This is a genomic window from Amaricoccus sp. (assembly GCF_036846665.1).
Classification (GTDB): domain Bacteria; phylum Pseudomonadota; class Alphaproteobacteria; order Rhodobacterales; family Rhodobacteraceae; genus Amaricoccus.
In genome coordinates, this window is the sequence record NZ_DAIUBO010000042.1 from 1 (window position 1) to 21,499 (window position 21,499).

A 21,499-nucleotide genomic window follows, 5' to 3' on the forward strand; every position below is an offset into this window, starting at 1 on the left:
GCCGGCCCCCGGCAGGGCCGGCGCGGCCCGATCGCCACGGGTCGATCGGGCTGGAACACCCCGGCCGCGGGAGGAATAGGAGTCGGCGGCGAGGGTCGCGGGTACGATCCCGTCCCCGCGCGCTCGGCCCGCCCGATCGTGCCGGCGGCCGAATCCCCGAGAGGCCGCCGCCTCCCCTCGCGGATCCGGCAAGTGACACATCCGCCCGCACAGGAGCGCCGACGGCGCGGAGCGAATCCGTTAACTCTTTTTCCCATATAAAACAACGCGTTGAAATGCGTCCCCATGGGGACGCCCTATTCGGCGCAGATCATCACGCCCGTGGCGTCGAGGCGCGATGCCAGGGACTGGAGCCGCCGCTCGACGACCTCCCCGGCGAATTCCCGCGCCGGGCCGCACAGGGTCAGGGTCAGCCTGCCGTCGCCGGGCTCGAGCCTGGCATGCTCCAGCACCCCGGTCGCGGATCCCGAGAGCATCGCCCCGAGCCGCATCGCCCGGCCGAGGATCACGGCCTCCGCGGCGCGCGGCTCCGGCAGGATCCCCCGGAAGAGCGTCGCCGTCGCATCCGGGGCGGTGGCCTTGTAGCGGTTCAGAAGCGCCAGCCCTAGGAAAACCCGGTCGGGATGGTCGATGCCGCCCACATTGCCGCGGGTCACGGAATCGAAGCAGAGCTCCGCCCGGTAGTCCGGATGCGCCCGCCAGTTCGCGTCGTGCAGCAGGCAGGCGGCATGAACCAGCCGCAGCTCCGCCGCGCTCCGCCCGGCATAGAGCGGCCCCAGCCAGTCGAAGAGCGTCTCGCCGAATCCCGGCATGCGGGAAGCGGCCGCCTCCATGTGCCGGCAGGCCTCGATCAGCGGATCGAGCCTGCGCACCGCCTCGGGCATCTGCCGGTAGAGCAGGCCCTCGCGCAGCCCATAGGCGGAAACCGCGATCCGCCCGGGCTCGATCCGCGCGATCAGCTCCTCGAGCGCCAGCGTCGCCAGCGGCACCAGCGAGAGCCGCGCCATCGAGGTCCCGGTCAGGGCGGAGAGCTCGGCCGGCTCGCGGGCGCGGATCCAGGCGAGGGTCTCGAGCAGCTGCGCGGCCGGTGGCTCGTAGCCATGCAGCACCTTCAGCGGATAGCCCCGGCGCTCCATGTCGAGCCGCGCGATCGCCCGCCAGGAGCCGCCCACGAGAAAGAGCCGCCGGGGCTCGCCCGCCACCGCCCGCCGCAGGGCCTTGACCTGCTTGCGCACGAAGCGGGCGCGTTTCTCCCCGTCGGCGATCTCGGCGAGCTTCAGCGGCCCCAGCGGCGCGGTGGCGCGGTCATGGACCTGGCCGCCCGAGACATGGGCGAGCTCCATCGAGGAGCCGCCCATGTCGCAGACCAGACCCTCGGCCGCCGGCCATCCCAGGAGCACGCCCTTCGCGGAGAGCTGCGCCTCCTCGCTGCCGCTGGCCACATGCAGCTGCAACCCGGTCTCGCGCTCGACCTGCGCGCAGAAATCCGGCCCGTCCCGCGCCTCGCGCACCGCCGCCGTCGCCACGGCGATCATGCCCGAGAGCTGCATGCGCCCGGCCAGCGCGGCATAGCGGTGCAGCGCGGCCAGCGCGCAGCGCCAGCCCTTGGGGCTCAGCCGCCCGGTGCTGCCCAGGCCGGCCCCGAGCCCGCAGAGCACCTTCTCGTTGTAGAAATAGGCCGGGCTGCGGGCCATGCCGTCGAAGACCACCAGCCGCACCGAGTTCGACCCGACGTCGATCACCCCGATCCGGCGCAGGCGGGCCTTGCCGGTCTCCGCCGCGACCGACCCGCTCCCCCCGGCTTGCGCGTGCGTCCCTGTCCGCATGGCTCTCCCCGCAGGTTCCGCCGCGCCAGCCTTCGCAGCCCCCGGTTGCCGCGTCAATCGTGGGCGTTGACCAGCGGCGCCACGTCCTGCGCCCCCGCCCGCCCGCGTCCCGAGAGCGAGGGATTCTGCATGAAGAACCTGTGGCAGTTGAAGAGCGCCGCCCCCGGCACGGCCTCGTGGCGCTCGAACCGCCCGTCCGGCTGGGCGACCCAGCTCTGGGCCTGGTCATGCATGTTGGCCGCCATGATCTGGTCCATGATCTGGGCATGCACCGTGGGGTTGGTGATCTCCACGAGGCTCTCGATGCGGCGGTTGAGGTTGCGCTCCATCCAGTCGGCCGAGGAGATATAGACCCGCGCCTCGGTCGAGGGCAGGCCGTAGCCGTTGCCGAAGGCCACGATCCGGCTGTGCTCGAGGAACCGCCCGATGATCGACTTGACGCGGATGTTGTCGGAGAGGCCGGCCACGCCGGGCCTGAGCGAGCAGATGCCGCGCACGACCATGTCGATCTTCACCCCGGCCCGGCTCGCCCCGTAGAGCGCGTCGATCACCTCCGGCTCGGTGATCGAATTGACCTTCACCCAGACCTGCGCCGGCCGCCCGGCCTTCGCATGGGCGATCTCGGCCTCCAGGCCCTCGAGGATGCGCGGCTTGATCATATGCGGGGAGATCGCGACCTTCTCCAGGCTCTCCGGCTTGATGTAGCCGGTGACGTAGTTGAAGACCTGGCCCACGTCGCGGCCCATCACCCGGTCGCAGGTGAAGAGCGAGAGGTCGGTGTAGATCCCCGCCGTACCCGGATGGTAGTTGCCGGTGCCGAGATGGCTGTAGGTCACCAGCTCGCCCCCCTCGCGCCGCACCACCAGGCTCAGCTTGGCATGGGTCTTCCAGTCGATGAAGCCGTAGACCACCTGCGCGCCCGCGCGCTCCAGCTGGCGGGACTGGCGGATGTTGGCGGCCTCGTCGAAGCGCGCCTTGATCTCCACCAGCGCCGTCACCGACTTGCCGTCCTCCGCCGCCTCGCAGAGCGCCGCGACGATCGGGCTGTCGCGGCTGGTGCGATAGAGGGTCTGCTTGATCGCCACCACGTCCGGGTCGCGCGCCGCCTGCTGCACGAAGCGCACCACCACGTCGAAGGTCTCGTAGGGATGGTGCAGCAGCATGTCCTTCTGGCGGATCGCGGCGAAGATGTCGCCCTCGAAATCCTGCACACGCTCGGGAACGCGCGGCGTGAACGGCTGCCAGAGCAGGTCCGGGCGGTCGATCCGGCAGAGCTCCGAGAGCGCGGCGATGCCGATGATGCCGGGGATCTCCACCACCTCGTGCTGCTCGACGCCGAGCGCCTCCACGATCGTCTCGCGCAGATCCGGCGGCGCGTCGGCGGTCATCTTCAGCCGCATCACCTCGCCGCGGCGGCGGCGCTTGAGCGCGGTCTCGAACTCGCGCACCAGATCCTCGGCCTCTTCCTCGACCTCCAGGTCGCTGTCGCGCAGGATGCGGAAGGCGCAGAGCCCCAGCATGGAATAGCCGGGAAAGAGCCGCGTCACGAAGACCTCCAGGAGCCCCTCGAGCGGCAGGAGCCGGATCTGCCCCTTCGAGCCGCCCGGCAGCGTCACGAAGCGCTGCACCTGGGCCGGCACCGGCAGCAGCGCCTCGAGCACCTCCCCGTCGGTCTCGCGCCTGAGCTTCAGCCCCATGGCGAAGCCGCCCGAGGCGATGAAGGGGAAGGGATGCGCCGGGTCGACCGCCAGCGGCGTCAGGATCGGAAAGACCTGCTCGAAGAAGAACGGCTCGAGCAGCCTGCGGTCCGCGGCGCGCAGCTCCGAGGGGCCGAGCACCTCGATGCCCTCGGCCTTCATCAGCCCGCGCAATTCCTTCCAGGCCTCCTGCTGCCGGGCCATCAGCGCCCGCGCATCGGCCTCGATGCGGCGCAGCTGCTCCGGAGGTGCGAGGCCGTCGGAGCTGGCGCTCATCACCCCGGCACGCACCATGCCGCGCAGTCCGGCGACGCGGACGGTGTAGAACTCGTCGAGATTGGCGCCGGAGATCGCGAGAAAGCGCAGCCGTTCGAGCAGCGGAACCGCCGGGTTCTCGGCCTCCGCCATCACCCGCCAATTGAAGGCGAGCCAGCTGAGCTCGCGGTTGATGAAGCGGTTCGGCCCGTCGATCTCGACTTCGGGCATCGCGCGCCCAGGACCGGCCTGGGAATTCAGGAAGTCCGCGTTGACCCGCGGCGTCGTCATCGTGTCGGGCATCGCACCGCCTCCCGCCGGCTCGCCGTGTCGCGCATCCATGTCGTGTCGATTGCCGGTTGTTTCTAGGCCAGAACGGGCGCCGCCGGAAGCTCAGTCTGCGTCCCGGGACAGCACCTCCGCCGCCAGCCGGAGGGTGATCGCGCGCTTACGCGCGAGGCCCGCCCGGTCCAGCGCCGCGACCGCCGCCTCGGCGGCGGCGAAGGAACGCTCGATCCGCCCGAGCAGGAAGCCGATCAGATCCGGCCCCACCGCGATCTGCCGATCGGCGAAGAGCTTGACCAGGAGTGCGGAGAGCAGCGCGTCGTCGGGGGAGTCGAGCCGGGCCACGCCGGCGGTGCGCAGCCGGCTCGCGAGATCGGGCAGCGCCACCGGCCAGAGCGCCGGCGCGCTGCGCCCGGTCAGCATCAGGCTTCCCGAGAGCGCGAGGCGGTTGCAGAGGTGAAAGAGCGCCTCCTCCGCCACCCGCCGCGCCGCCCCCGGCAACGCCTCCAGCCGGTCGGCGTCCTCCACCGCCAGCGCGGCCTCCGCGGCGACCGCCGCCGGATCGACCGCCCCCAGATCCGCGGCCGCGAGAACCCGCGCCCCCGACCGGGCCGCCCAGACATGCGCCAGATGCGTCTTGCCGGCGCCGGCCGGTCCCACCACGGCGAGCCGCCGCGCCGGCCAGTCCGGCCAGGCATCGACCTGCGCCAGCGCCAGAGCATTGGCCGGCGACACGAAGAAATCCGCCCGGCGGAGCGCCGGTCGCGCGGGCAGATCCAGCACCAGCTGCCCGCTCCCCGCCATGCTCAACCCACCCCGGGCGGCCGCCTGCCGGTATAGAGCGGGCTCTCGAGATAGCGGCCGACCGCGAAGCGCCCGAGCACGCCCAGCGAGGCGGCCACCGGCACCGCCACCAGCATGCCGGCGAAGCCGAAGAGCCTGCCGAAGACCGCCAGCGCGAGGATCAGCAGCACCGGATGCAACCCCACCGACTTGCCGACCAGCTTGGGCGTCAGCACGTTGCCCTCGACGAACTGGCCGAAGGCGAAGATGCCCGCGGTGACGAAGATCCAGAGCGGCTGCTCCCAGAAGCTGAAGATCGCGATCGCCATGGAGAGCACCCCGCCCACCAGCGCCCCCACATAGGGGATGAAGGCCAGCAGCCCCGCCAGCATGCCCACGAGGAAGCCGAAGGGCAGGCCGATCAGGGTCAGCGCCACGGCGTAGAAGGTGCCCTGGATCAGGCAGACCGACAGCTGGCCGCGCACGAAGCCCGCCAGCGTCCGGTCGATGTCGCGCATGATGGCGCGGATGGTCGGCGCGTGCTCGCGCGGCAGCCAGCCGTCCAGCGTGGCCAGCATCCGGTCCCAGTCGAGCAGCAGATAGAAGGCGACCACCGGCGCAACCACCATGATCAGGACGAAATCGACCACCGCCATCGAGGAGGCCAGCACCGAATTGATCACCCCCGGCCCGATCTCCTTGAAATGCTCCTGCAGCGTGGTCAGCCCCCGGCGCAGCAGCGCCTCCTGGTCGTCGCTGCTGGGGAAGCGCCGGGCCAGCATCTCCTGCATCCAGGCGATCCACTCGGGCACCGCGGCGGCCAGCTGCTGGCCCTGATCGATCAGCGCCGGCACGACGAGCCCCATGGTCAGCACGAAGCCGAGCACCACCAGCAGCGCGATGATCGCCGTCGCCGCCACCCGGCCGAGGCCGAGCCGCTCCAGCCGGTCCGCCAGCGGGTCGAGCAGATAGGCGATGGCCGCGCCCAGCATGAAGGGGGCCAGCGTAGAGCCCAGCGCCCAGAGCGTCAGCGCGAGCAGGAGGAAGCCGATCCCCCAGAACATCACCTGCTTTCGCGCCGAGACGGCCATCCATCTCTCCGTTGACCCCGCGCGCCGAGACCTGCCCCAGCCGCGCGCCGCACGCAAGCCCGCCCGATTCGGCCTCAGACGAATTGTTCGCGGATCAGCCGCTCCTCCAGCCCGTGACCCGGATCGAAGAGCAGTCGGTGAGCGATCGCCGGCTCGCTCGTGACGACGATATGGATCACGTCGCGCACCTCCGCGCTGTCGGCGGCCGCCGCGACCGGGCGCTTCTCCGGTTCGCGCACCTCGAAGGTGACATGCGCCTCCTTGGGCAGGAGCGCCCCGCGCCAGCGCCGCGGCCGGAAGGCCGACATCGGCGTCAGCGCCAGCACCTCCGCGCCGATCGGCAGGATCGGGCCATGGGCGGAATAATTGTAGGCGGTCGAGCCCGCCGGCGTCGCCAGCAGCACGCCGTCGGCGACGAGCTCGGCCATGCGCTCGCGCCCGTCCACGAGGATGCGCAGCTTCGCCGCCTGCGGCCCGGCGCGGAGCAGCGAGATCTCGTTGATCGCCAGCGCCTCGACGATCGCGCCGTTCGCCCGGGTCGCACGCATCCGCAGCGGGTTGATCACCGCCGCCTCGGCCGCGCCCAGCCGCTCCACCAGCCCCTCCTCGGCATATTCGTTCATCAGGAAGCCGACGGTGCCGCGGTTCATGCCGTAGACCGGAAGCCCGTTCTTGTCGGTGCCGTGCAGCGTCTGGAGCATCAGGCCGTCCCCCCCCAGCGCCACGATTACCTCCGCCTCGCCGAGCGGGGACTGGCCGTGGCGCAGGATCAGCCGCGCCATCGCCTCCTCGGCGAGCGCAACCGGGCTCGCCACGAAATGGATCTTCTCCAGGCCCACGTCCCGATCCCGTCCCGATCCCGCGCCGCTGCGGCTCGCCCGCCAGTCTCGCGCGCGTCCCGCACGAACTCAAGCCCGGCGGGCAGGATCGATGCGCGAGGTGTCGCTTTCCGGGCTTCCGCGCCTGCGCCATTCGCGCTATCAGGCGGCGCAGCGACGGCCCCGAGCAGAGGATCTCCGCACCGTGAACGACACCCGCCCCGAGCCCGGCTTCTTCTCCGAGGATCTCGCCTCCCGCGACCCGGAGCTCCAGGCCGCCATCACCGGCGAACTGACGCGCCAGCGCGACGAGATCGAGCTGATCGCCTCGGAGAACATCGTCAGCCGCGCCGTGCTCGAGGCCCAGGGCTCGGTGATGACCAACAAGTATGCCGAAGGCTATCCCGGCCGGCGCTACTACGGCGGCTGCCAGTTCGCCGACGTGGCCGAGAACCTCGCGATCGAGCGGGTCTGCCGCCTCTTCGGCACCGCCTTCGCCAATGTCCAGCCGCATTCCGGCAGCCAGGCCAACCAGGCGGTGTTCATGGCGCTGATGGCGCCCGGCGACACCTTCCTCGCCATGGATCTCTCCGCCGGCGGCCATCTGACCCACGGGGCGAGGCCGAATGTCTCTGGCAAGTGGTTCAACGCGGTTCACTACGGCGTGCGCCGCCAGGACCAGGCCATCGACTACGACCAGGTCGCCGAACTGGCCGAGCGCCACCGCCCGAAGCTGATCATCGCCGGCGGCTCGGCGATCCCGCGCCGGATCGACTTCGCCCGTTTCCGCGCGATCGCCGACAGCGTGGGCGCCTGGCTCCAGGTCGACATGGCCCATATCGCCGGGCTCGTCGCCGGCGGCCAGCATCCGAGCCCCTTTCCCCACGCCCATGTCGCCACCTCGACGACCCACAAGACCCTGCGCGGCCCGCGCGGCGGGCTGATCCTGACCGACGACGCCGAACTGGCGAAGAAGTTCAACTCGGCGATCTTCCCCGGCCTCCAGGGCGGCCCGCTGATGCATGTCCTCGCCGCCAAGGCGGTGGCCTTCGGCGAGGCGCTGCGCCCCGATTTCGCCGAATACCAGGCCCGCGTGATCGCCAATGCCGCGACGCTGGCCGAGACGCTGCTCAGGGGCGGCCTCGACATCGTCACCGGCGGAACCGACACGCATCTGATGCTGGTCGATCTGCGCCCCAAGCGCGTGACCGGCGCCGAGACCGAGAAGGCGCTCGGTCGCGCCCACATCACCTGCAACAAGAACGGCATCCCCTTCGACCCGGAGAAGCCGACGGTCACCTCCGGCATCCGCCTCGGCACGCCGGCGGGAACCACCCGTGGCTTCGGCACCGTCGAGTTCCGCGAGATCGGCGAGCTGATCGTGGAGGTCATCGACGGCCTCGCCGCCCAGGGCCCCGAGGGCAATGCGGCGACCGAAGCCGCCGTCAAGGCCCGCGCCATGGCGCTCTGCCGCCGCTTCCCGGTCTACCCCGGCCTCTGAGCGAGGGCCCCCGAGGCTTTCATTCAGGCAGAAACCCTATCGGGCAGAACGGGGCCCCGTGCCAACAGGCATGGGGGAACACCGCGACCCGGCCAAAGGGCCGGTCCGCTTCGCGGCGCTTGCGCCGCGCGGCAATTCGCGCGAGGCATGGGTGCTGCCCGCGGCGCGACGGGCCGCCCGAGGGAGCATCGCCATGACCCATCCCGCCCTGCAACCGGAGGCCACCGCCGTCGTCACCGGCGGCGCGGCGGGAATCGGACTGGCCGCCGCATTGCGCTTCGCCGAGGCCGGGCTCAACGTGGTGATCGCCGATCTCGGGCCCGAACGGCTGGCGGCGGCGGCCGACCGCATCGTCGCGGCCTCGCCCCGCGGCGACGAGGCGGTGATGGCGGTGGAGGCGAGCGTCGCGCGCGCCGAGGATCTCGACCGGCTCGAGACGGCCGTCGCCGATCGCTTCGGCGGCACCGACGTGCTGATGAACAACGCCGGCATCCAGCCCGGCAGCGCGATCTTCGGCCCGGTGGAGAACTGGGAGCGGGTCTTCGCCGTGAACCTCTGGGGCGTGATCCACGGCAGCCGCGCCTTCCTGCCCGGCATGATCGCCCGCGGCCGGCCCGGCCTCGTGATCAACACCGGCTCGAAACAGGGCATCACCACGCCCCCGGGCGATCCCGCCTACAACGTCGCCAAGGCCGCGGTGAAGGCCTATACCGAGGCGCTGGCCCACGAGCTGCGCAACATGCCCGGCTGCGCGGTCACCGCGCATCTCCTGATCCCGGGCTTCGTCTTCACCGAGCTCACCCGCGGCGACCGCGACGAGAAGCCCGCCGGCGCCTGGACCCCCGAAGAGACCGTCGATTTCATGCTGGCGCGCCTCGATGCGGGGGATTTCTACATCCTCTGCCCCGACAACGACGTGCCGCGCAGCCTCGACGAGAAGCGCATCGCCTGGGCCGCCGGCGACATCATCGAGAACCGCCCGGCGCTTTCGCGCTGGCACCCCGACTGGGCGGAGGCCTTCGCCGCCTTTCTCGCGAAGCCCTGAGCGCCGGTCGCAGGCGCCGGGGCCCGGTTCCGGGTGGACCGGCCGCCCGATTCCCCTGATGATTGCCGGCAAAAGGGGAGGACGGCACATGACCAAGGAGACCATCGGATTCGTCGGCGCGGGGCTCATGGGCCACGGCATCGCCGCAAACATCCTGAAGGGCGGCTACGACCTCGCCGTCATCGCCCATCGCAGCCGCGCCCAGATCGAGGATCTGCTCGGCCGCGGCGCCGTCGAGGCGGGGGACCTCGCCGAGCTCGGCACGCGCGCCAGCATGGTCTTTCTCTGCCTGCCGGGCTCGCCGCAGGTCGAGGCCACGGTCGAGGGGCTGCTCGGCGGGCTGAAGGCGGGCGCGGTGGTCGTGGATTGCTCCACCGCGGACCCGGTCTCGACCCAGGCGCTCGCGGCGCGGCTGGCGGCACGCGGCATCGCCATGGCCGACGCGCCGCTCGGCGGCACGCCGGTCCAGGCCGAGGCCGGCGAGCTCTCGGCGATGGTCGGGGCCGACGCGGCGACCTTCGCGCGCATCCGCCCCGTGGTCGAGACCTGGGCGGCGACCATCCGGCATGTCGGCGGCCCGGGAGACGGGCACCGCATGAAGCTGCTCAACAACTTCCTCTCGCTCGGCTATGCCGCGATCTATGCCGAGGCGCTCGCGCTCGGCGCCAAGGTCGGCCTCGACCCCAGGCGCTTCGACAGCGTCATCCGCGGCAGCCGCATGGATTGCGGCTTCTACCGGACCTTCATGGGCTACATCGTCGAGGGCAACCGCGAGGCGCATAAGTTCACGCTCAGCAACGCGCTGAAGGACCTGAAATACCTCGAGAGCATGGCCAATGCCGCCGGGGTCGCGAACCCGCTCGGCAATGCCGCCAAGAACAGCTTCGCCATGGCCCATGCGACCGGCGGCGACGGGCCGGAGGATTACGTGCCGCATCTGGTCAGCTTCGTCGGCCGGCAGAACGGCATTCCGCTCGAGCCCTGAGCCGCCGCTTCAGCCGAAGCGGTTGGCGCCCTCGCTGCCCTTCTGGACGTAGAACCACAGCAGCACCAGCAGCCCGATCACCGGCACGAGGCCGAGGAGCACCCACCAGCCGGTACGATCGGTGTCGTGCAGCCGCCGCACCGTTACCGCGAGGTTGGGCAGAAGGATCGCGAGACCCAGCAGCCCCGAGATCGGCCGGACGCTCTCCCCCTCGGGAGCGCCGAAGAGCAGCCCGTCGAGAAGCCCCGCGACCAGCACGGCGATGAGCACCGCCAGCGTCCACCACCAGAATTCCGAGCGCGGCGCTCGCCCCGAGAAGGTGACGTAGTTCGAGAGCACGTTGCGCACGGCCTCTTGGAACGTCATGACGCGGCACTCCCTTTTCCCGCCGGGGCGGCGCGAGTCTCTCCGCCCGGGCGGATCGCGTCAAGTCGGGCGCGCCTGCGATTTCACGCGGCGTTCCGGCGGCATTCGCGCCGCTTTCACGGCCGGATGACGCGGCCCGGCTAGGTCTTGCGTCATGCGGAGGCCCCCGATGGCCCCGCACGAGGTGCCGAAGCGGACCGAACGCGCGGCGCCCCTGAATTCCGTGCCTCGAATGCTTGCCGGCCCAAGGGCCGATCCTCAACCCGCATCGAGAGATGCCGACGAAGAAGGAAGTCGAAATGAAACGCAGTGCTTTCGCAACCTCGCTCGCCGCCGCCTTCCTGCTGGGCCTCGCCCCCTCGATCGCGCCGGCGCAGTCGCAGCTCGCCACCGGCGCCGGCCTCACCGCCGCCGAGGCGGGCGGCATGAGCCTCACCGAGATCTACGTCGCCAAGATCAACCGCGAATCCGGGCGCGACCAGCAGCAGGGCGTCTTTCACCGAGCCGACCCGGTCGTGGTGGACCCCGACCAGCACGCCCAGCTCATCCGCGCCGCAGGCCTGACCGGCGCAGAGGCCGCGGGCCTGAGCCTCGCCGAGATCGCGGCGATCAAGACCAGCCGCAACGCCCCGCGCGACGAGCGCGTGGTGGTGATGATCGGCCGGTCGCTGCCGGCGACCGACACCGCCGCCTACAGCCAGCTCGTCGCCGCATCGGGCCTGACCCCGGTCGAGGCGAGCGGGCTCACGCTGAACGACCTCTACGTGATGAAGATCGACCGCGAGAGCCGCCGGGACGACCGCCAGTCCTTCGACTGACGGCGATGCCGCTGCCGGGCAGTGCAAGCCGTGGCCCCTCCGGGGGCCACGGCCGCGTTCAGCGCTTGTCGAAGCGCAGCTTCACATAGGCCCCCGGGGCGGGTTCGATCACCCCGAGCTTCGCCCCGGGCTCGCGCGCCTTGATGCGCCGGCCCGAGCGTTTCGCCAACCAGGCGTCCCAGTCGGGCCACCAGCTCCCCGCCGTCTCCTCGGCACCGGCGAGCCAGTCCTCCAGCGTCGGCAGCGTCAGGTCGGGATTCGTCCAGAACTGGTACTTGCCCAGCGCCGGCGGGTTCACCACCCCGGCGATATGCCCCGAGCCCGCGAGAATGAAGCGCACGTCGGCCTTGGTCATCGCCCGCGCCCCGCGATAGACCGAATGCGCCGGCGCGATGTGATCCTCCCTGGTCGCCACGTGATAGACCGGCAGGGCGATGTCGCCGAGGCTGACGGGCTCTCCGCGCACCTCGAACTTCCCCTTTATCAGGGCGTTCTGGACGTAGAACTGGTCGAGATAGCGCTTGTGCACCTTCGCCGGCATCGCCGTCGAATCCGCGTTCCAGTAGAGCAGGTCGAAGGGGAACGGATCCTTGCCCAACATGTAGTTGTTGACCATGTAGCCCCAGATCAGGTCGTTGGCGCGCAGCATGTTGAAGGCATCGGCCATCTTGCTGGCGGGCATGTAGCCCTGATCCATCTCCTCCTCGACGACCCCGAGGATCTGCTCGTCGATCATCACCTGCAATTCGCCGGCATCCTCGAAATCGAGCTGCCCGGTGAAGAAGGTCGCCGAGGCGATGCGCTTCTCCTTGTGCCGGCCCATCCAGGCGAGCATGCTCCCCGACAGCGTGCCGCCGATGCAGTAGGAGACGAGATGCAGGCTCTTCTGGCCGGTCTCCTCGAGCACCTTGTCGATGGCCGCCGAGGCGCCTTCGAACATGTAGCTCTCCCAGGTCTCGTCGGCATTGCGCTCGTCGGGATTGACCCAGGAGATCATGAAGACGGTATGGCCCTGCTCGACCAGCCATTTGACCATGCTCTTCCTCGGGTTGAGATCGAGCACGTAGTACTTGTTGATCCAGGGCGGCACGAAGAGCACCGGCTTGGAATAGACCGTCTCGGTCTGCGGCGCATACTGGATCAGCTGGCAGATGCGGTTCTGCCAGATCACCGCGCCGGGGCTGACCGCCATGTTGCGCCCGACCTCGAAGGCGTCCATGTCGGTCTGGCGGATCAGGAGCTTGCCCTTGCCGCGTTCGAGATCGGCGAGCATCATCTTGAGCCCGCGCACCAGGTTGTCGCCCTTCTCGGCGGCGGTGGCCTCCAGCACTTCCGGGTTCAGCGCGAAGAAATTCGCCGGGTTCATCGCCTCGACGAACTGCCTTGTGTAGAAGGCCGCCTTCCTGCGGTCCTTGGGATCCATGTCGCCCACCGAGGCCACGGTGTCCTGGATCCAGCCCGAGGTGAGCAGGTAGGATTGCTTGAGATAGTCGAAGAGCGCGTTCTCCGACCATTCGCGATGCGCGAAGCGCTTGTCGGCCGGCCTCATATGCGGAAGGTTGGGCGCCGGCGTGTCCTTCGCCCCCATCCATTTCAGCATCGAGGCCTGCCAGAGCGCGGTCTGCTGCGCCCAGAACTCCAGCGTCTTGTCCGCGAGCTCCTTGGGATTGTCGAGCATGGTGCGATAGAGCTCGGTGAAGGCCGGCCAGGTATGCATCGGATCGGCGTGCTTGGGCGGCCCGTCCTCGAGCTGCGCGGCGAGGAAGCGCTGCCAGATCTGCGACGAGATGTCGACGACCTCGGCCATGTTGTGGGCCATGTGCTGGCCCTGCTCGGCCAGGCTCTTCTCTTCGCTCGTGATGTCGTCGTTCAATGTTCCCTCCCCAGGGATGGCCCGAATGCACAAGTCTATCGCCGGCCATTGCCGCGCGCCACCGGTTAATCCCGGGCGGCGGGCGCGGGACCCGCCGCCGTCCGGCCCGTTCCATCCGGCGGGGCGCGCCACGGCGGCCATGTCGCCGGCATCGACCGCCCCCGACGCGGCCCGGTCGCTTGCCGCCGAAACCCCGACCGGCTAGCAAGGGCGGGCCGCGCGCGTCGCGGCGCAGGCCCGACCCCGAGGAACCGCATGCCGTCCAGGCCGCTCCGCCCGGTCCTTGCCGCCGTCCTGGCGCTCGCCGCCGGCGCGGGCGGCTGCGCGCCGCCCGAGGCGGCTTACACCCCCTCCGAGGCCGTGCGCGGCGCCCCGCCGCCGGAGCTCCTGCCCAATGCCCGCTTCGGCGCGGCCTTCGAGAGCGGCGGCGGCGCGGCGGAAGATCTCGAAGCCGGCGCCGAGGACCTCGCGGAGCGCGCCGCCGCGCTCCAGGCCCGTGCCGAAGCGCTTTCCGCGCCGGTGATCGACCCCGACGAACGCGCGCGCCTCGAATCCGCCGCCGCGGCGGAGCCCGGCCGATGACGCCCGGATTCGTGCGGACCGCCATCGTGCTCGGCCTGCTCGGAGCGGTCGGCCCCTTCGCCATCGACATGTACCTGCCGGCCATGCCGACCATCGCCGCCGATCTCGGCGCCAGCATCGGCGCGACCCAGATGACGCTGATGGTCTATTTCGTCGCCTTCGGGGTCTGCCAGCTCGTCTACGGCCCGGTCTCGGACATGGTGGGGCGGCGCGGACCGCTCTTTTTCGGACTGACGCTCTTCGTGCTCGCCTCGGCGGGCTGCGTGCTCGCGCCCTCCATCGGCGCCCTGATCTTCTTTCGCGCGATCCAGGGCATCGGCGGCTCGGCGGTCATGGTCATCCCCCGCGCCATCATCCGCGACCGCTACCGGGGCATCGAAGCGACCCGGATGATGGCGCTGGTGATGCTCGTCATCAGCATCGGTCCGATGCTCGCCCCCCTGCTCGGCAGCGGGCTGATCCTGCTCTGGGGCTGGCGCGCGGTCTTCGTGGCGATCGGCGCGACGGCCGTGGTCGCGCTGGTCCTGGTCTGGAAGGTCCTGCCCGAGACCCACCCACCCGAGCGCCGCAGGGTCGTGAGCCTCGCGGACATGGCCCGGGGCTTCCGCACCCTGCTCACCGACCCGACCTTCCTCGGCCTGACCGCCATCGGCGGGCTCGGCATGGCGAGCTTCTTCTCCTTTCTCTCCAGCTCCTCCTTCCTCTACATCGACCATTTCGGCCTCAGCCCCACCGGCTTCAGCCTCGCCTTCTCCTTCAACGCCATCGGCTTCTTCACCGCCTCGCAATTCGCCGCCCGGCTCGGGGCGATCCACGGCATCCCGGCGGTGATCCGCGCCGCCGTCGCGGGCTATGCCGGCTTTGCGCTCGTCCATGTCGCCATCGTGCTCGCCGGCGTCGACAGCCTGCCGGTGCTCATGGCGATGCTGTTTCTCACCTTCGCCAATCTCGGCCTCGTCATCCCCACGGCGATGATCCTCGCGCTCGAGGAGCACGGGCCCATCGCCGGCATCGCCTCCGCGCTCGGCGGCACGCTCCAGATGGTGCTCGGCGCGGTGATGATCGCCCTGACCAGCGCGGTCTTCGACGGCACCGCGCTGCCGATGGTGCTGATCATCGCCGGCTGCGCCGGCACCGCCTTCCTGCTCTCCCGCCGGACCCTGCCCGCGGCAAGGGCCTGAGCGCCGCGATCGGCGACCGCCCGCCGGATCGGTGCCGCGAGACTGGACAGGCGGCCGCGGGACCGCTACCTGCCATGCAGGCGCATGGCGCCGCGGGGCCGGGAACGAGTAATCGGGACGATGGTGTTCTTAGTCGCATGCCTGGCGGTGGCCGCCTTCCTGCTCGGCTTTCACCTCGCCGGCGTCCTTCCCGCGGCGAGCCGCGCGATCGCCACGGCGCGCGGCGCCACCGGCGCCATGCGCGACCCGGCGCTCGACGACCTCGCCCGGGAGAAGGCCGCCCAGAAGGCCGGGCTCTCCCTGCTCGCGAGCTTCGCCTCGATCGCGCTCCGCAGCGCCGCCGCCCTTGCCGCCTCCTTCGTGCCGATCCTGCTCGCCGATGCGCTCGGCCTCGTCGATGCGCAGGCGACCACCGATTTCCTGCTGCGCTGGGACGTGATCCTCGGCGCCTCGGCGGTGATGATCGCCGCATGGCTGCTGGTGCGCCGGCGATGAGCGGCGCGGAGGATTATTCCCGCCTCGACCGGCTGGTGCACCGGCTCGCCTTCGCGCGCCCCTCGGTCCAGCTCGCCGCCGCGGACATTGAGGACGGCATGTTCGCCCGCGACATCGCCGGCGTCGCCCTCGACCGCCCGATCTTCGTGACCTCGCTGCCGCGCGCCGGCACCACGGTGCTGCTGACCGCGCTCGCGAAATCCCCGAATCTCGCCGCCCATACCTACCGCGACATGCCCTTCGTGATGGCGCCGCTGCTCTGGTCGCGGCTGAGCGGATCGTTCCGCAAATCCGCCGCCCTGCGCGAGCGCGCCCATGGCGACGGGATGCACATCGGCTACGACAGCCCGGAGGCCTTCGAGGAGGTGGTCTGGAAGACCTTCTGGCCCGGCCACTACCGGGACGACGGCATCGCGCTCTGGCAGGCGAGCGACCGCAACGTCGAGGGCGAGGCCTTCCTCGCGCGGCACATGCGAAAGATCGTCGCGCTCCGCTGCGGCGAGAATGCGGCGCAGGGCCGCTACATCTCCAAGAACAACGCCAATATCGCGCGCCTGCCGCTGATCGCGCGCGTCTTCCCCGACGCGCGCATCGTCGTGCCGGTCCGCGCGCCCTTGGAACACGCCGCCTCGCTCCTGCGCCAGCATCTCAACTTCCTCGACCAGCACGGTCGCGAGCCCTTCGTGCGGCGCTACATGGCCGACATCGGGCATCTCGAATTCGGCGCGCTGCACCGGCCGATCGCCTTTCCCGGCTTCGCCGAACGGGCAGGAGGGCTCGACCCGCGCGGCATCGACTACTGGCTCGCCTATTGGATCGCCGCCTTCAACCATGTCGCGGCGGCAGACCCGGGCATCACCCTCGTCTCGCACGAGGCGCTCGCCGGCTCCGGGGCTAGGGGCGTGACGCGGCTCTGTGCGGCAATCGGCGTCGAGCCGGGCCCCGAACTGCCCGCCATGGCCGCAGCCTTCCGCGAGACGGCGCCGCGCGCAGGCGACCACGGCGCCGATCCGACGCTCGCCGCCGAGGCCGAGGCGCTGCACGCCAGGCTGGTCGCTGCCTCGCTGATGGTTAACCAGACTTGAGCTCCGGCCTTGCGCCGGAGCGCCCTATGCAACGCTATGCCCTCCGCACGTCCCAAGGCGGGCGGAATCAAGGAACCGGGACTGAGGAGGATTGAATGGCGGGCCGCGCATCCTTCGCGCTTTTCCTCGCCTCGCTCGTCGCGATCGGCATGCTCTGGGGCATCGTCGCGGCGAAGCGGGGGTATTTTCCCTATCCGCAGCTGCGCGCCGCCATCGACCAGGTCTCCGCGCTGGAGGAAGAGGCGTTCGAGCGCCACGAGACGATCGCCCTTCCCGATGCGCCGGACTATGCCATCGGCCCCGACGCGCCGCCGGTCGCCGATGGCCTGATCTTCGCCGTCGGCATGGACGACGAACTCGTCAATTTCGCCCGGGTCATCGACCGCGACGGCAAGGTGATCCACGAATGGCGGCCCGACTGGTTCGAGATCTGGCCGGACGACGGCTACCTGCCCGACAATCGCAAGCCGCAATCGCCTCCCGGCGTGCTGGTGCATGGCGCGGCACTCGCGCCCGACGGCGACCTGGTCGTCAATTTCGAGCATCTGAGCACCGTGCGCCTAGACCCCTGCGGCCGCGTCCGCTGGAAGCTGCCGAACTTCGCGCATCATTCCGTCGCACTGACCGAGGACGGCGACGTCTGGGTTGCGGCCGAGCGGGAGGTCGCCGGGGCGCCCGGCGTCACCGAGGAGACCTATCCGGGGATCCGGGACCTCACGATCCAGAAGATCTCGCCCGAGGGCGAAATCCGGTTCGAGGCATCCCTCGTGGACATTCTCGAGCAGAACGACCTGCTCGGCCTCCTGCATATGTCCGCCACCGAGAACCGCACGACGCCGGTCTCCGGCGACATCCTGCATGTCAACGATGTGGAGGAATTCCCGGCCTCGATGCCGGCGGGCTTCTTCCGTCCCGGCGACATTCTGGTGTCCCTGCGCAACATCAACACGATCCTGGTGATCGATCCTTCGGATCTCTCGGTGAAATTCGCGTCCATCGGCCAAGTCCTGCGCCAGCATGACGCCGATTTCGTCTCCGGCAACCGGATCACGGTCTTCGACAACCGCAATACCGACGGCAGCGTGCTCGTCGAAGGGCAGCACCGCAGCCGCATGCTCGAGATCGAGGCGCCGAGCGGCACGGTGCACGAGATCCTGCCCGAGAGCCCGGATTATTTCACCAATATCATGGGCAAGCAGCAACGGCTTCCGAACGGCAACACGATCGTCACCGTGAGCTGGCAGGGGCAGGCGCTCGAGCTCGGCCCCGACGGCCGGCTCGCCTGGCAGCTGACCAATTCCGTCAGCGACGGGATGCGCGGGGTCCTGACCGAGGTCGATCTCCTGCCGCCGGAGATGGACGCGGCCTTCTTCGAGCGGCTCGCCGCCGCCTGCCCGGCCGTCGGCGGCTGACCGCCCAGGGAATCGCATCTGCCTCCCTCCGCCCGAACTCCGGGCGGGCACGGTACAGGCGCTGCCCTCATTTTGCTGCGGGACAGTCGAAGAAGAAGGCATGACCGCCAGATGCGACAGCCCTGGCTGACCCTCGGACGGGGGGTTTCCTTGCCGCGCGCGCTCCGTTAAGGTTACCGCCGTTCCGGCATTGCCGGTTCGGGGTATGGTGGGGATTTGTCATGCGATCGATTACTACGTGCGCCGCCGCGCTCGGACTGCTCGCCTTTCTGGTGCCGATGCCGGCGGCGGCCTATATCGGGCCGGGCGCCGGGCTGAGCGCCATCGGCTCGCTGGTTGCGCTGATCGGCGCCTTCTTCCTTCTGCTGGCCGGCTTCGTCTGGTATCCGGTCAAGCGCCTCATGCGTGGCCGCAGCGGCGCTGCGGGCGAATCCGCCCATTCCGCCAAGAAATAGCCGCGCGGCCCGGCCGGGTCGCTTGAAGCTCCCGGACCGGCCCGCCGCCCGGAATCGCGTGCATGGCCGGTGCATGGATTGTGCATGCGCCACCCTCGCCGGCCTCGGCTACAGCCCTCGCCTTCCACGCCACCGGCAGCGTCGAAGCCGCTCACTGCCACTTCGCCGTCAACGCCGCCCACTTCCTGTCGCTTACCTACCCCGTGCCCCGAGCCCCTGGTCCGCGATCAGACGGTTGGCATTCTTCGCAGCCCGCCGCCACCTCTGATTGAACAATCGACCTCGCAACCGGCGACGACCGCAGCTACCCTTGAACTCCATTCGAGGGGACATGCCGTGGCCGTATCGATCAAGGAACCCGCCAACAAACGCGACTGGGACAAGTTTGTCGAAGGCATGGGCTTCGCCTTCTTCGCCGCGCTGAAGAGGGACATCCCCGGAACCTACAAGGCCACCAAGGCGGCGCTCACCGCCTCCAACCCCAACCCGTCGCCGGCGGAGCGCGCCGGGGTCTGGCTCCGCGCCTCCCTGGTCCGGGCGCTCTCCGACCTCCTCGACACCAACGGGATCACGTCGCCGCTGGACAGCGAGGAAAAAGCTTCAGCCGCCAGGGACTTCCTCGCCGAGGCCCTCGCCCTCGACGGCTACGAGACCCTCGACGCCGACATTCTGACCAACCCGTCCATGGCGCCGTTCCTGCAGCCGGTCATCGCGAAGGTGCCCGCCTTCGTCCACAGGGTCGCCCCGGAACGGCATCTGACCGATGCAGAGATCACGGCCCGCTTCCGCAGCGTCCTGCGCGCCGCCGCCCGGCAGGTCTACGTCGGCGATGTCGACTTCTACAGCGACCTGAAGAACGCCATCGAGGGCCTCGGCGGAGACGGTGACCGGGACAACGGCTGGGCCCGCCACGCGGTCTGGATCCGGAGCCTCTACCACAGCCAGCCGATCTTCTCGCCCGACAGCAGCGAGGAAATCCCGCTCGCCGCCGCCTACCATCGCCTGCGCTGCTACTGGCACGAGACGCTCCTGCCGGACGACCCGACCGATCGCCGACACGCGGAGCTCGAGGAGAAGCCGGAGCGCATCGCCCATGTCGCCGACCTGCACCAAAGCCTGCACCACTGGCTGAACGGCACGCCCCGTCGCGACACCATCCGCGTCGTCGCCGGCGGCCCCGGCAGCGGCAAATCCTCCTTTTCCCGCGCCTTCGCCTCAGAGGTTGTCAACGCCGCCGCGCACCGGGTGATCTACATCCAGCTCCAGCACATGACCCTCGGCGACGACCTGCACGAGAGGATCGGCGAGCACCTGCGGCGGCGCTACAAGGCGCTCGACCCGAAAGGCACCGAGGGTTTCGCGGAGAATCCGCTCGACTGGATGTCCCACGACGACACCCCGCTCCTCCTCGTGTTCGACGGGCTCGACGAATTGAGCCACGAGGACGATAAGGCGCGCGACCTCGCCCGCAGGTTCATCGCCTCGGTCAGCAAGCTGCTGAACACACTCAACACCGTATGCTCCGACGCCCGCGCCCTCATTCTCGGCCGCTCGGTCGCCTGTGCGGAGGCCCTGAAGGAAATCAAACTGGACGCGCGATGCCTCGTGCATGTCGCTCCCTTGATTCCAATCTCCGACGAAATCCTCTCCCACCCCAAGGAGACGGTGGACCCCTCGCATATCGCCCAGAACGACGAACGCGAGGCATTCTGGCGGCGGGCGGCACTGGCCCGCGACCGGTACGCCCCGATCGATTCGGTGCCGGAGGCCGTCACGGCCGAACCTCTGAACGAGCTCAATGCCGAGCCTTTGCTCCTGCATCTCCTGATCGTCTCCGGCTACACCGGCGACAAGTGGCAGGAGGCGGCGGACAACCGGAACCGGGTCTACCAGGCCATCTTCGGCAAGATCTACGAGCGGGATCAGAACAAGGAGAATCCACCCGACCTGAACATGGGCGACTTCTTCACCCTGGTCGAATGTCTCGGCCTCGCCGCGTGGCGTGGCAACGGACGCACCGGCTCGACCGAAGAATTCGTGGCGCTGCGCAAGCTTCACAGCACCAAGAAACAGCGCGACAAGTTCGACTCCCTGCCAACGGCAGAACTCGCCAGCGTCGCGGTTCAGTTCTACACCCGGCCTGACATCGAAGGAAAAGGCTTCGAGTTCATTCACAAGAGCTTCGGCGAATACCTCGCCGCGCGTGGTCTGCTCGCTGCCGGCCGCCGTTGCGCCCGCCTCATGACTGAGGGCGAAGAGCCCCGCACCGGCGAGGACATCGCGCTGCTCTGGGCGCAGCTCATAGACCGCGCCGATCTGACCGAGGAGATCCTGCGCTTCCTCGTCGACGAGGCCCGCCTCCTGACGTCCGGGCAGGCAGCCGAGGCGCTGCCGCCCCTGACCGAGGTCTTCGGCTTCACCCAGAAGCACGGAATGCCCGTCCAGAAGTTTGCGCCCGACGCGACGTTCCGCGATCTGGAAACCATGCAGCGTTGCGCCGAGTCGGCCCTGCTCTCGGTTCTTGACGCTCTGATCCGCAAAATTCGAAGCGCTGCCGCGACCGAGGATGCTCCTGCCCGGACGCATGTCGGCGCCCGATGGGGTCAGGGTCTGCGGGCGTTCCATTTCATGAATCGACTCCTGGCAACGTCCGGCCACCCGGTTCGCCAAATGCTCGGCTGCCTGGACCTGAGCTGGGCTAACCTGAGCGGGGCGGACCTGAGTTGGGCGAACCTGAGCGGGGCGGACCTGAGCTGGGCGATCCTGAGCGGGGCGGACCTGAGCTGGGCTAACCTGAGCGGGGCGGACCTGAGCGGGGCGCACCTGAGCGGGGCGCACCTGGGCGGGGCGAAGCTGGTGGGAGCGGACCTGTTCCTTGCGCAACTGAGCCGGGCGGACCTTAGCGCGGCGCAGCTGAGCGAGGCGCACCTGGGCGGGGCGGACATG

At 69.9% G+C, this 21,499-nt stretch carries 18 protein-coding genes; 11 read left to right on the plus strand and 7 right to left on the minus strand.

Going from position 1 to position 21,499, the window contains the following annotated elements; all coding sequences use genetic code 11:
* Positions 1 to 296: 296 nt before the first annotated feature.
* The 5 genes from V7050_RS06190 to V7050_RS06210 all read right to left on the minus strand — a co-directional run bounded on the left by V7050_RS06190 (position 297) and on the right by V7050_RS06210 (position 6,776).
* Positions 297 to 1,826 (minus strand): Ppx/GppA family phosphatase, encoded by a 1,530-nt coding sequence (locus V7050_RS06190; protein ID WP_324369287.1) that lies wholly within the window; start codon positions 1,824 to 1,826, stop codon positions 297 to 299.
* Between the two features lie 53 nt (positions 1,827 to 1,879).
* Positions 1,880 to 4,081 (minus strand): RNA degradosome polyphosphate kinase, encoded by a 2,202-nt coding sequence (locus V7050_RS06195; protein WP_442885442.1) that lies wholly within the window; start codon positions 4,079 to 4,081, stop codon positions 1,880 to 1,882.
* A 90-nt stretch (positions 4,082 to 4,171) separates the two neighbouring features.
* Positions 4,172 to 4,867 carry a chromosomal replication initiator DnaA gene (locus V7050_RS06200; protein ID WP_324369285.1) on the minus strand — a complete coding sequence of 232 codons (696 nt, stop codon included), beginning with the start codon at positions 4,865 to 4,867 and terminating at the stop codon, positions 4,172 to 4,174.
* A gap of 2 nt (positions 4,868 to 4,869) precedes the next feature.
* A complete protein-coding gene (locus V7050_RS06205) occupies positions 4,870 to 5,937 on the minus strand; it encodes an AI-2E family transporter (RefSeq protein WP_324369283.1) in 1,068 nt (355 codons plus the stop codon).
* 74 nt (positions 5,938 to 6,011) lie between these two features.
* Positions 6,012 to 6,776 (minus strand): NAD kinase, encoded by a 765-nt coding sequence (locus V7050_RS06210; RefSeq protein WP_324369281.1) that lies wholly within the window; start codon positions 6,774 to 6,776, stop codon positions 6,012 to 6,014.
* A 184-nt stretch (positions 6,777 to 6,960) separates the two neighbouring features.
* Between V7050_RS06210 and glyA the strand changes: the two genes are divergently transcribed.
* The 3 genes from glyA to V7050_RS06225 all read left to right on the plus strand — a co-directional run bounded on the left by glyA (position 6,961) and on the right by V7050_RS06225 (position 10,286).
* Positions 6,961 to 8,256, plus strand: coding sequence for a serine hydroxymethyltransferase (gene glyA, locus V7050_RS06215; protein ID WP_324369279.1), 1,296 nt, complete (start codon positions 6,961 to 6,963; stop codon positions 8,254 to 8,256).
* Between the two features lie 193 nt (positions 8,257 to 8,449).
* Positions 8,450 to 9,301: an SDR family NAD(P)-dependent oxidoreductase gene (locus V7050_RS06220; protein WP_324374345.1), complete on the plus strand. Its 852-nt coding sequence runs from the start codon at positions 8,450 to 8,452 to the stop codon at positions 9,299 to 9,301.
* An 88-nt stretch (positions 9,302 to 9,389) separates the two neighbouring features.
* Positions 9,390 to 10,286 carry an NAD(P)-dependent oxidoreductase gene (locus V7050_RS06225; RefSeq protein ID WP_324367387.1) on the plus strand — a complete coding sequence of 299 codons (897 nt, stop codon included), beginning with the start codon at positions 9,390 to 9,392 and terminating at the stop codon, positions 10,284 to 10,286.
* A gap of 9 nt (positions 10,287 to 10,295) precedes the next feature.
* Here the strand turns inward: V7050_RS06225 and V7050_RS06230 are convergent, their stop codons facing one another.
* Positions 10,296 to 10,652, minus strand: a complete 357-nt coding sequence (locus V7050_RS06230) for a DUF805 domain-containing protein (RefSeq protein WP_324367389.1) — start codon at positions 10,650 to 10,652, stop codon at positions 10,296 to 10,298.
* A 299-nt stretch (positions 10,653 to 10,951) separates the two neighbouring features.
* Here V7050_RS06230 and V7050_RS06235 point away from each other — a divergent pair, with 299 nt between their 5' ends.
* Positions 10,952 to 11,470 (plus strand): hypothetical protein, encoded by a 519-nt coding sequence (locus V7050_RS06235; RefSeq protein ID WP_324367391.1) that lies wholly within the window; start codon positions 10,952 to 10,954, stop codon positions 11,468 to 11,470.
* Between the two features lie 58 nt (positions 11,471 to 11,528).
* Here V7050_RS06235 and V7050_RS06240 read toward each other — a convergent pair whose 3' ends face one another.
* Entirely contained in the window at positions 11,529 to 13,343 is a 1,815-nt protein-coding gene (locus V7050_RS06240; protein ID WP_324367393.1) for a PHA/PHB synthase family protein, read from the minus strand.
* A 255-nt stretch (positions 13,344 to 13,598) separates the two neighbouring features.
* Between V7050_RS06240 and V7050_RS06245 the strand changes: the two genes are divergently transcribed.
* The 7 genes from V7050_RS06245 to V7050_RS06275 form a co-directional block, all read left to right on the plus strand.
* Entirely contained in the window at positions 13,599 to 13,925 is a 327-nt protein-coding gene (locus V7050_RS06245) for a hypothetical protein (protein ID WP_324367395.1), read from the plus strand.
* The gene (locus V7050_RS06250) at positions 13,922 to 15,106 is read left to right on the plus strand and encodes a multidrug effflux MFS transporter (RefSeq protein WP_324367397.1); all 1,185 of its coding nucleotides are present in this window, start codon (positions 13,922 to 13,924) and stop codon (positions 15,104 to 15,106) included. The genes V7050_RS06245 and V7050_RS06250 overlap by 4 nt, the downstream gene beginning before the upstream one ends.
* Positions 15,107 to 15,226: 120 nt before the next feature.
* Complete coding sequence (locus V7050_RS06255) at positions 15,227 to 15,601, plus strand: hypothetical protein (RefSeq protein WP_324367399.1); 375 nt, start codon at positions 15,227 to 15,229, stop codon at positions 15,599 to 15,601.
* Complete coding sequence (locus tag V7050_RS06260; RefSeq protein WP_324367401.1) at positions 15,577 to 16,686, plus strand: sulfotransferase; 1,110 nt, start codon at positions 15,577 to 15,579, stop codon at positions 16,684 to 16,686. Before V7050_RS06255 ends, V7050_RS06260 begins: the two co-directional genes overlap by 25 nt.
* Before the next feature lie 95 nt (positions 16,687 to 16,781).
* Positions 16,782 to 18,098 (plus strand): arylsulfotransferase family protein, encoded by a 1,317-nt coding sequence (locus V7050_RS06265; RefSeq protein WP_324367403.1) that lies wholly within the window; start codon positions 16,782 to 16,784, stop codon positions 18,096 to 18,098.
* A gap of 221 nt (positions 18,099 to 18,319) precedes the next feature.
* Positions 18,320 to 18,553 (plus strand): hypothetical protein, encoded by a 234-nt coding sequence (locus V7050_RS06270; protein WP_324367405.1) that lies wholly within the window; start codon positions 18,320 to 18,322, stop codon positions 18,551 to 18,553.
* A gap of 336 nt (positions 18,554 to 18,889) precedes the next feature.
* On the plus strand, positions 18,890 to 21,499 hold a 2,610-nt coding region (locus tag V7050_RS06275), incomplete at its 3' end, for a pentapeptide repeat-containing protein (protein ID WP_324410397.1).

Coding starts and splice junctions, on each gene's coding strand:
- V7050_RS06190 (WP_324369287.1), bottom strand. CDS start 1,826: ATGCGGACAGGGACGCACGCGCAAGCCGGGGGGAGCGGGTCGGTCGCG.
- V7050_RS06195 (WP_442885442.1), bottom strand. CDS start 4,081: ATGCCCGACACGATGACGACGCCGCGGGTCAACGCGGACTTCCTGAAT.
- V7050_RS06200 (WP_324369285.1), bottom strand. CDS start 4,867: ATGGCGGGGAGCGGGCAGCTGGTGCTGGATCTGCCCGCGCGACCGGCG.
- V7050_RS06205 (WP_324369283.1), bottom strand. CDS start 5,937: ATGGCCGTCTCGGCGCGAAAGCAGGTGATGTTCTGGGGGATCGGCTTC.
- V7050_RS06220 (WP_324374345.1), top strand. CDS start 8,450: ATGACCCATCCCGCCCTGCAACCGGAGGCCACCGCCGTCGTCACCGGC.
- V7050_RS06225 (WP_324367387.1), top strand. CDS start 9,390: ATGACCAAGGAGACCATCGGATTCGTCGGCGCGGGGCTCATGGGCCAC.
- V7050_RS06230 (WP_324367389.1), bottom strand. CDS start 10,652: ATGACGTTCCAAGAGGCCGTGCGCAACGTGCTCTCGAACTACGTCACC.
- V7050_RS06235 (WP_324367391.1), top strand. CDS start 10,952: ATGAAACGCAGTGCTTTCGCAACCTCGCTCGCCGCCGCCTTCCTGCTG.
- V7050_RS06245 (WP_324367395.1), top strand. CDS start 13,599: ATGCCGTCCAGGCCGCTCCGCCCGGTCCTTGCCGCCGTCCTGGCGCTC.
- V7050_RS06250 (WP_324367397.1), top strand. CDS start 13,922: ATGACGCCCGGATTCGTGCGGACCGCCATCGTGCTCGGCCTGCTCGGA.
- V7050_RS06255 (WP_324367399.1), top strand. CDS start 15,227: ATGGTGTTCTTAGTCGCATGCCTGGCGGTGGCCGCCTTCCTGCTCGGC.
- V7050_RS06260 (WP_324367401.1), top strand. CDS start 15,577: ATGGCTGCTGGTGCGCCGGCGATGAGCGGCGCGGAGGATTATTCCCGC.
- V7050_RS06265 (WP_324367403.1), top strand. CDS start 16,782: ATGGCGGGCCGCGCATCCTTCGCGCTTTTCCTCGCCTCGCTCGTCGCG.
- V7050_RS06270 (WP_324367405.1), top strand. CDS start 18,320: ATGCGATCGATTACTACGTGCGCCGCCGCGCTCGGACTGCTCGCCTTT.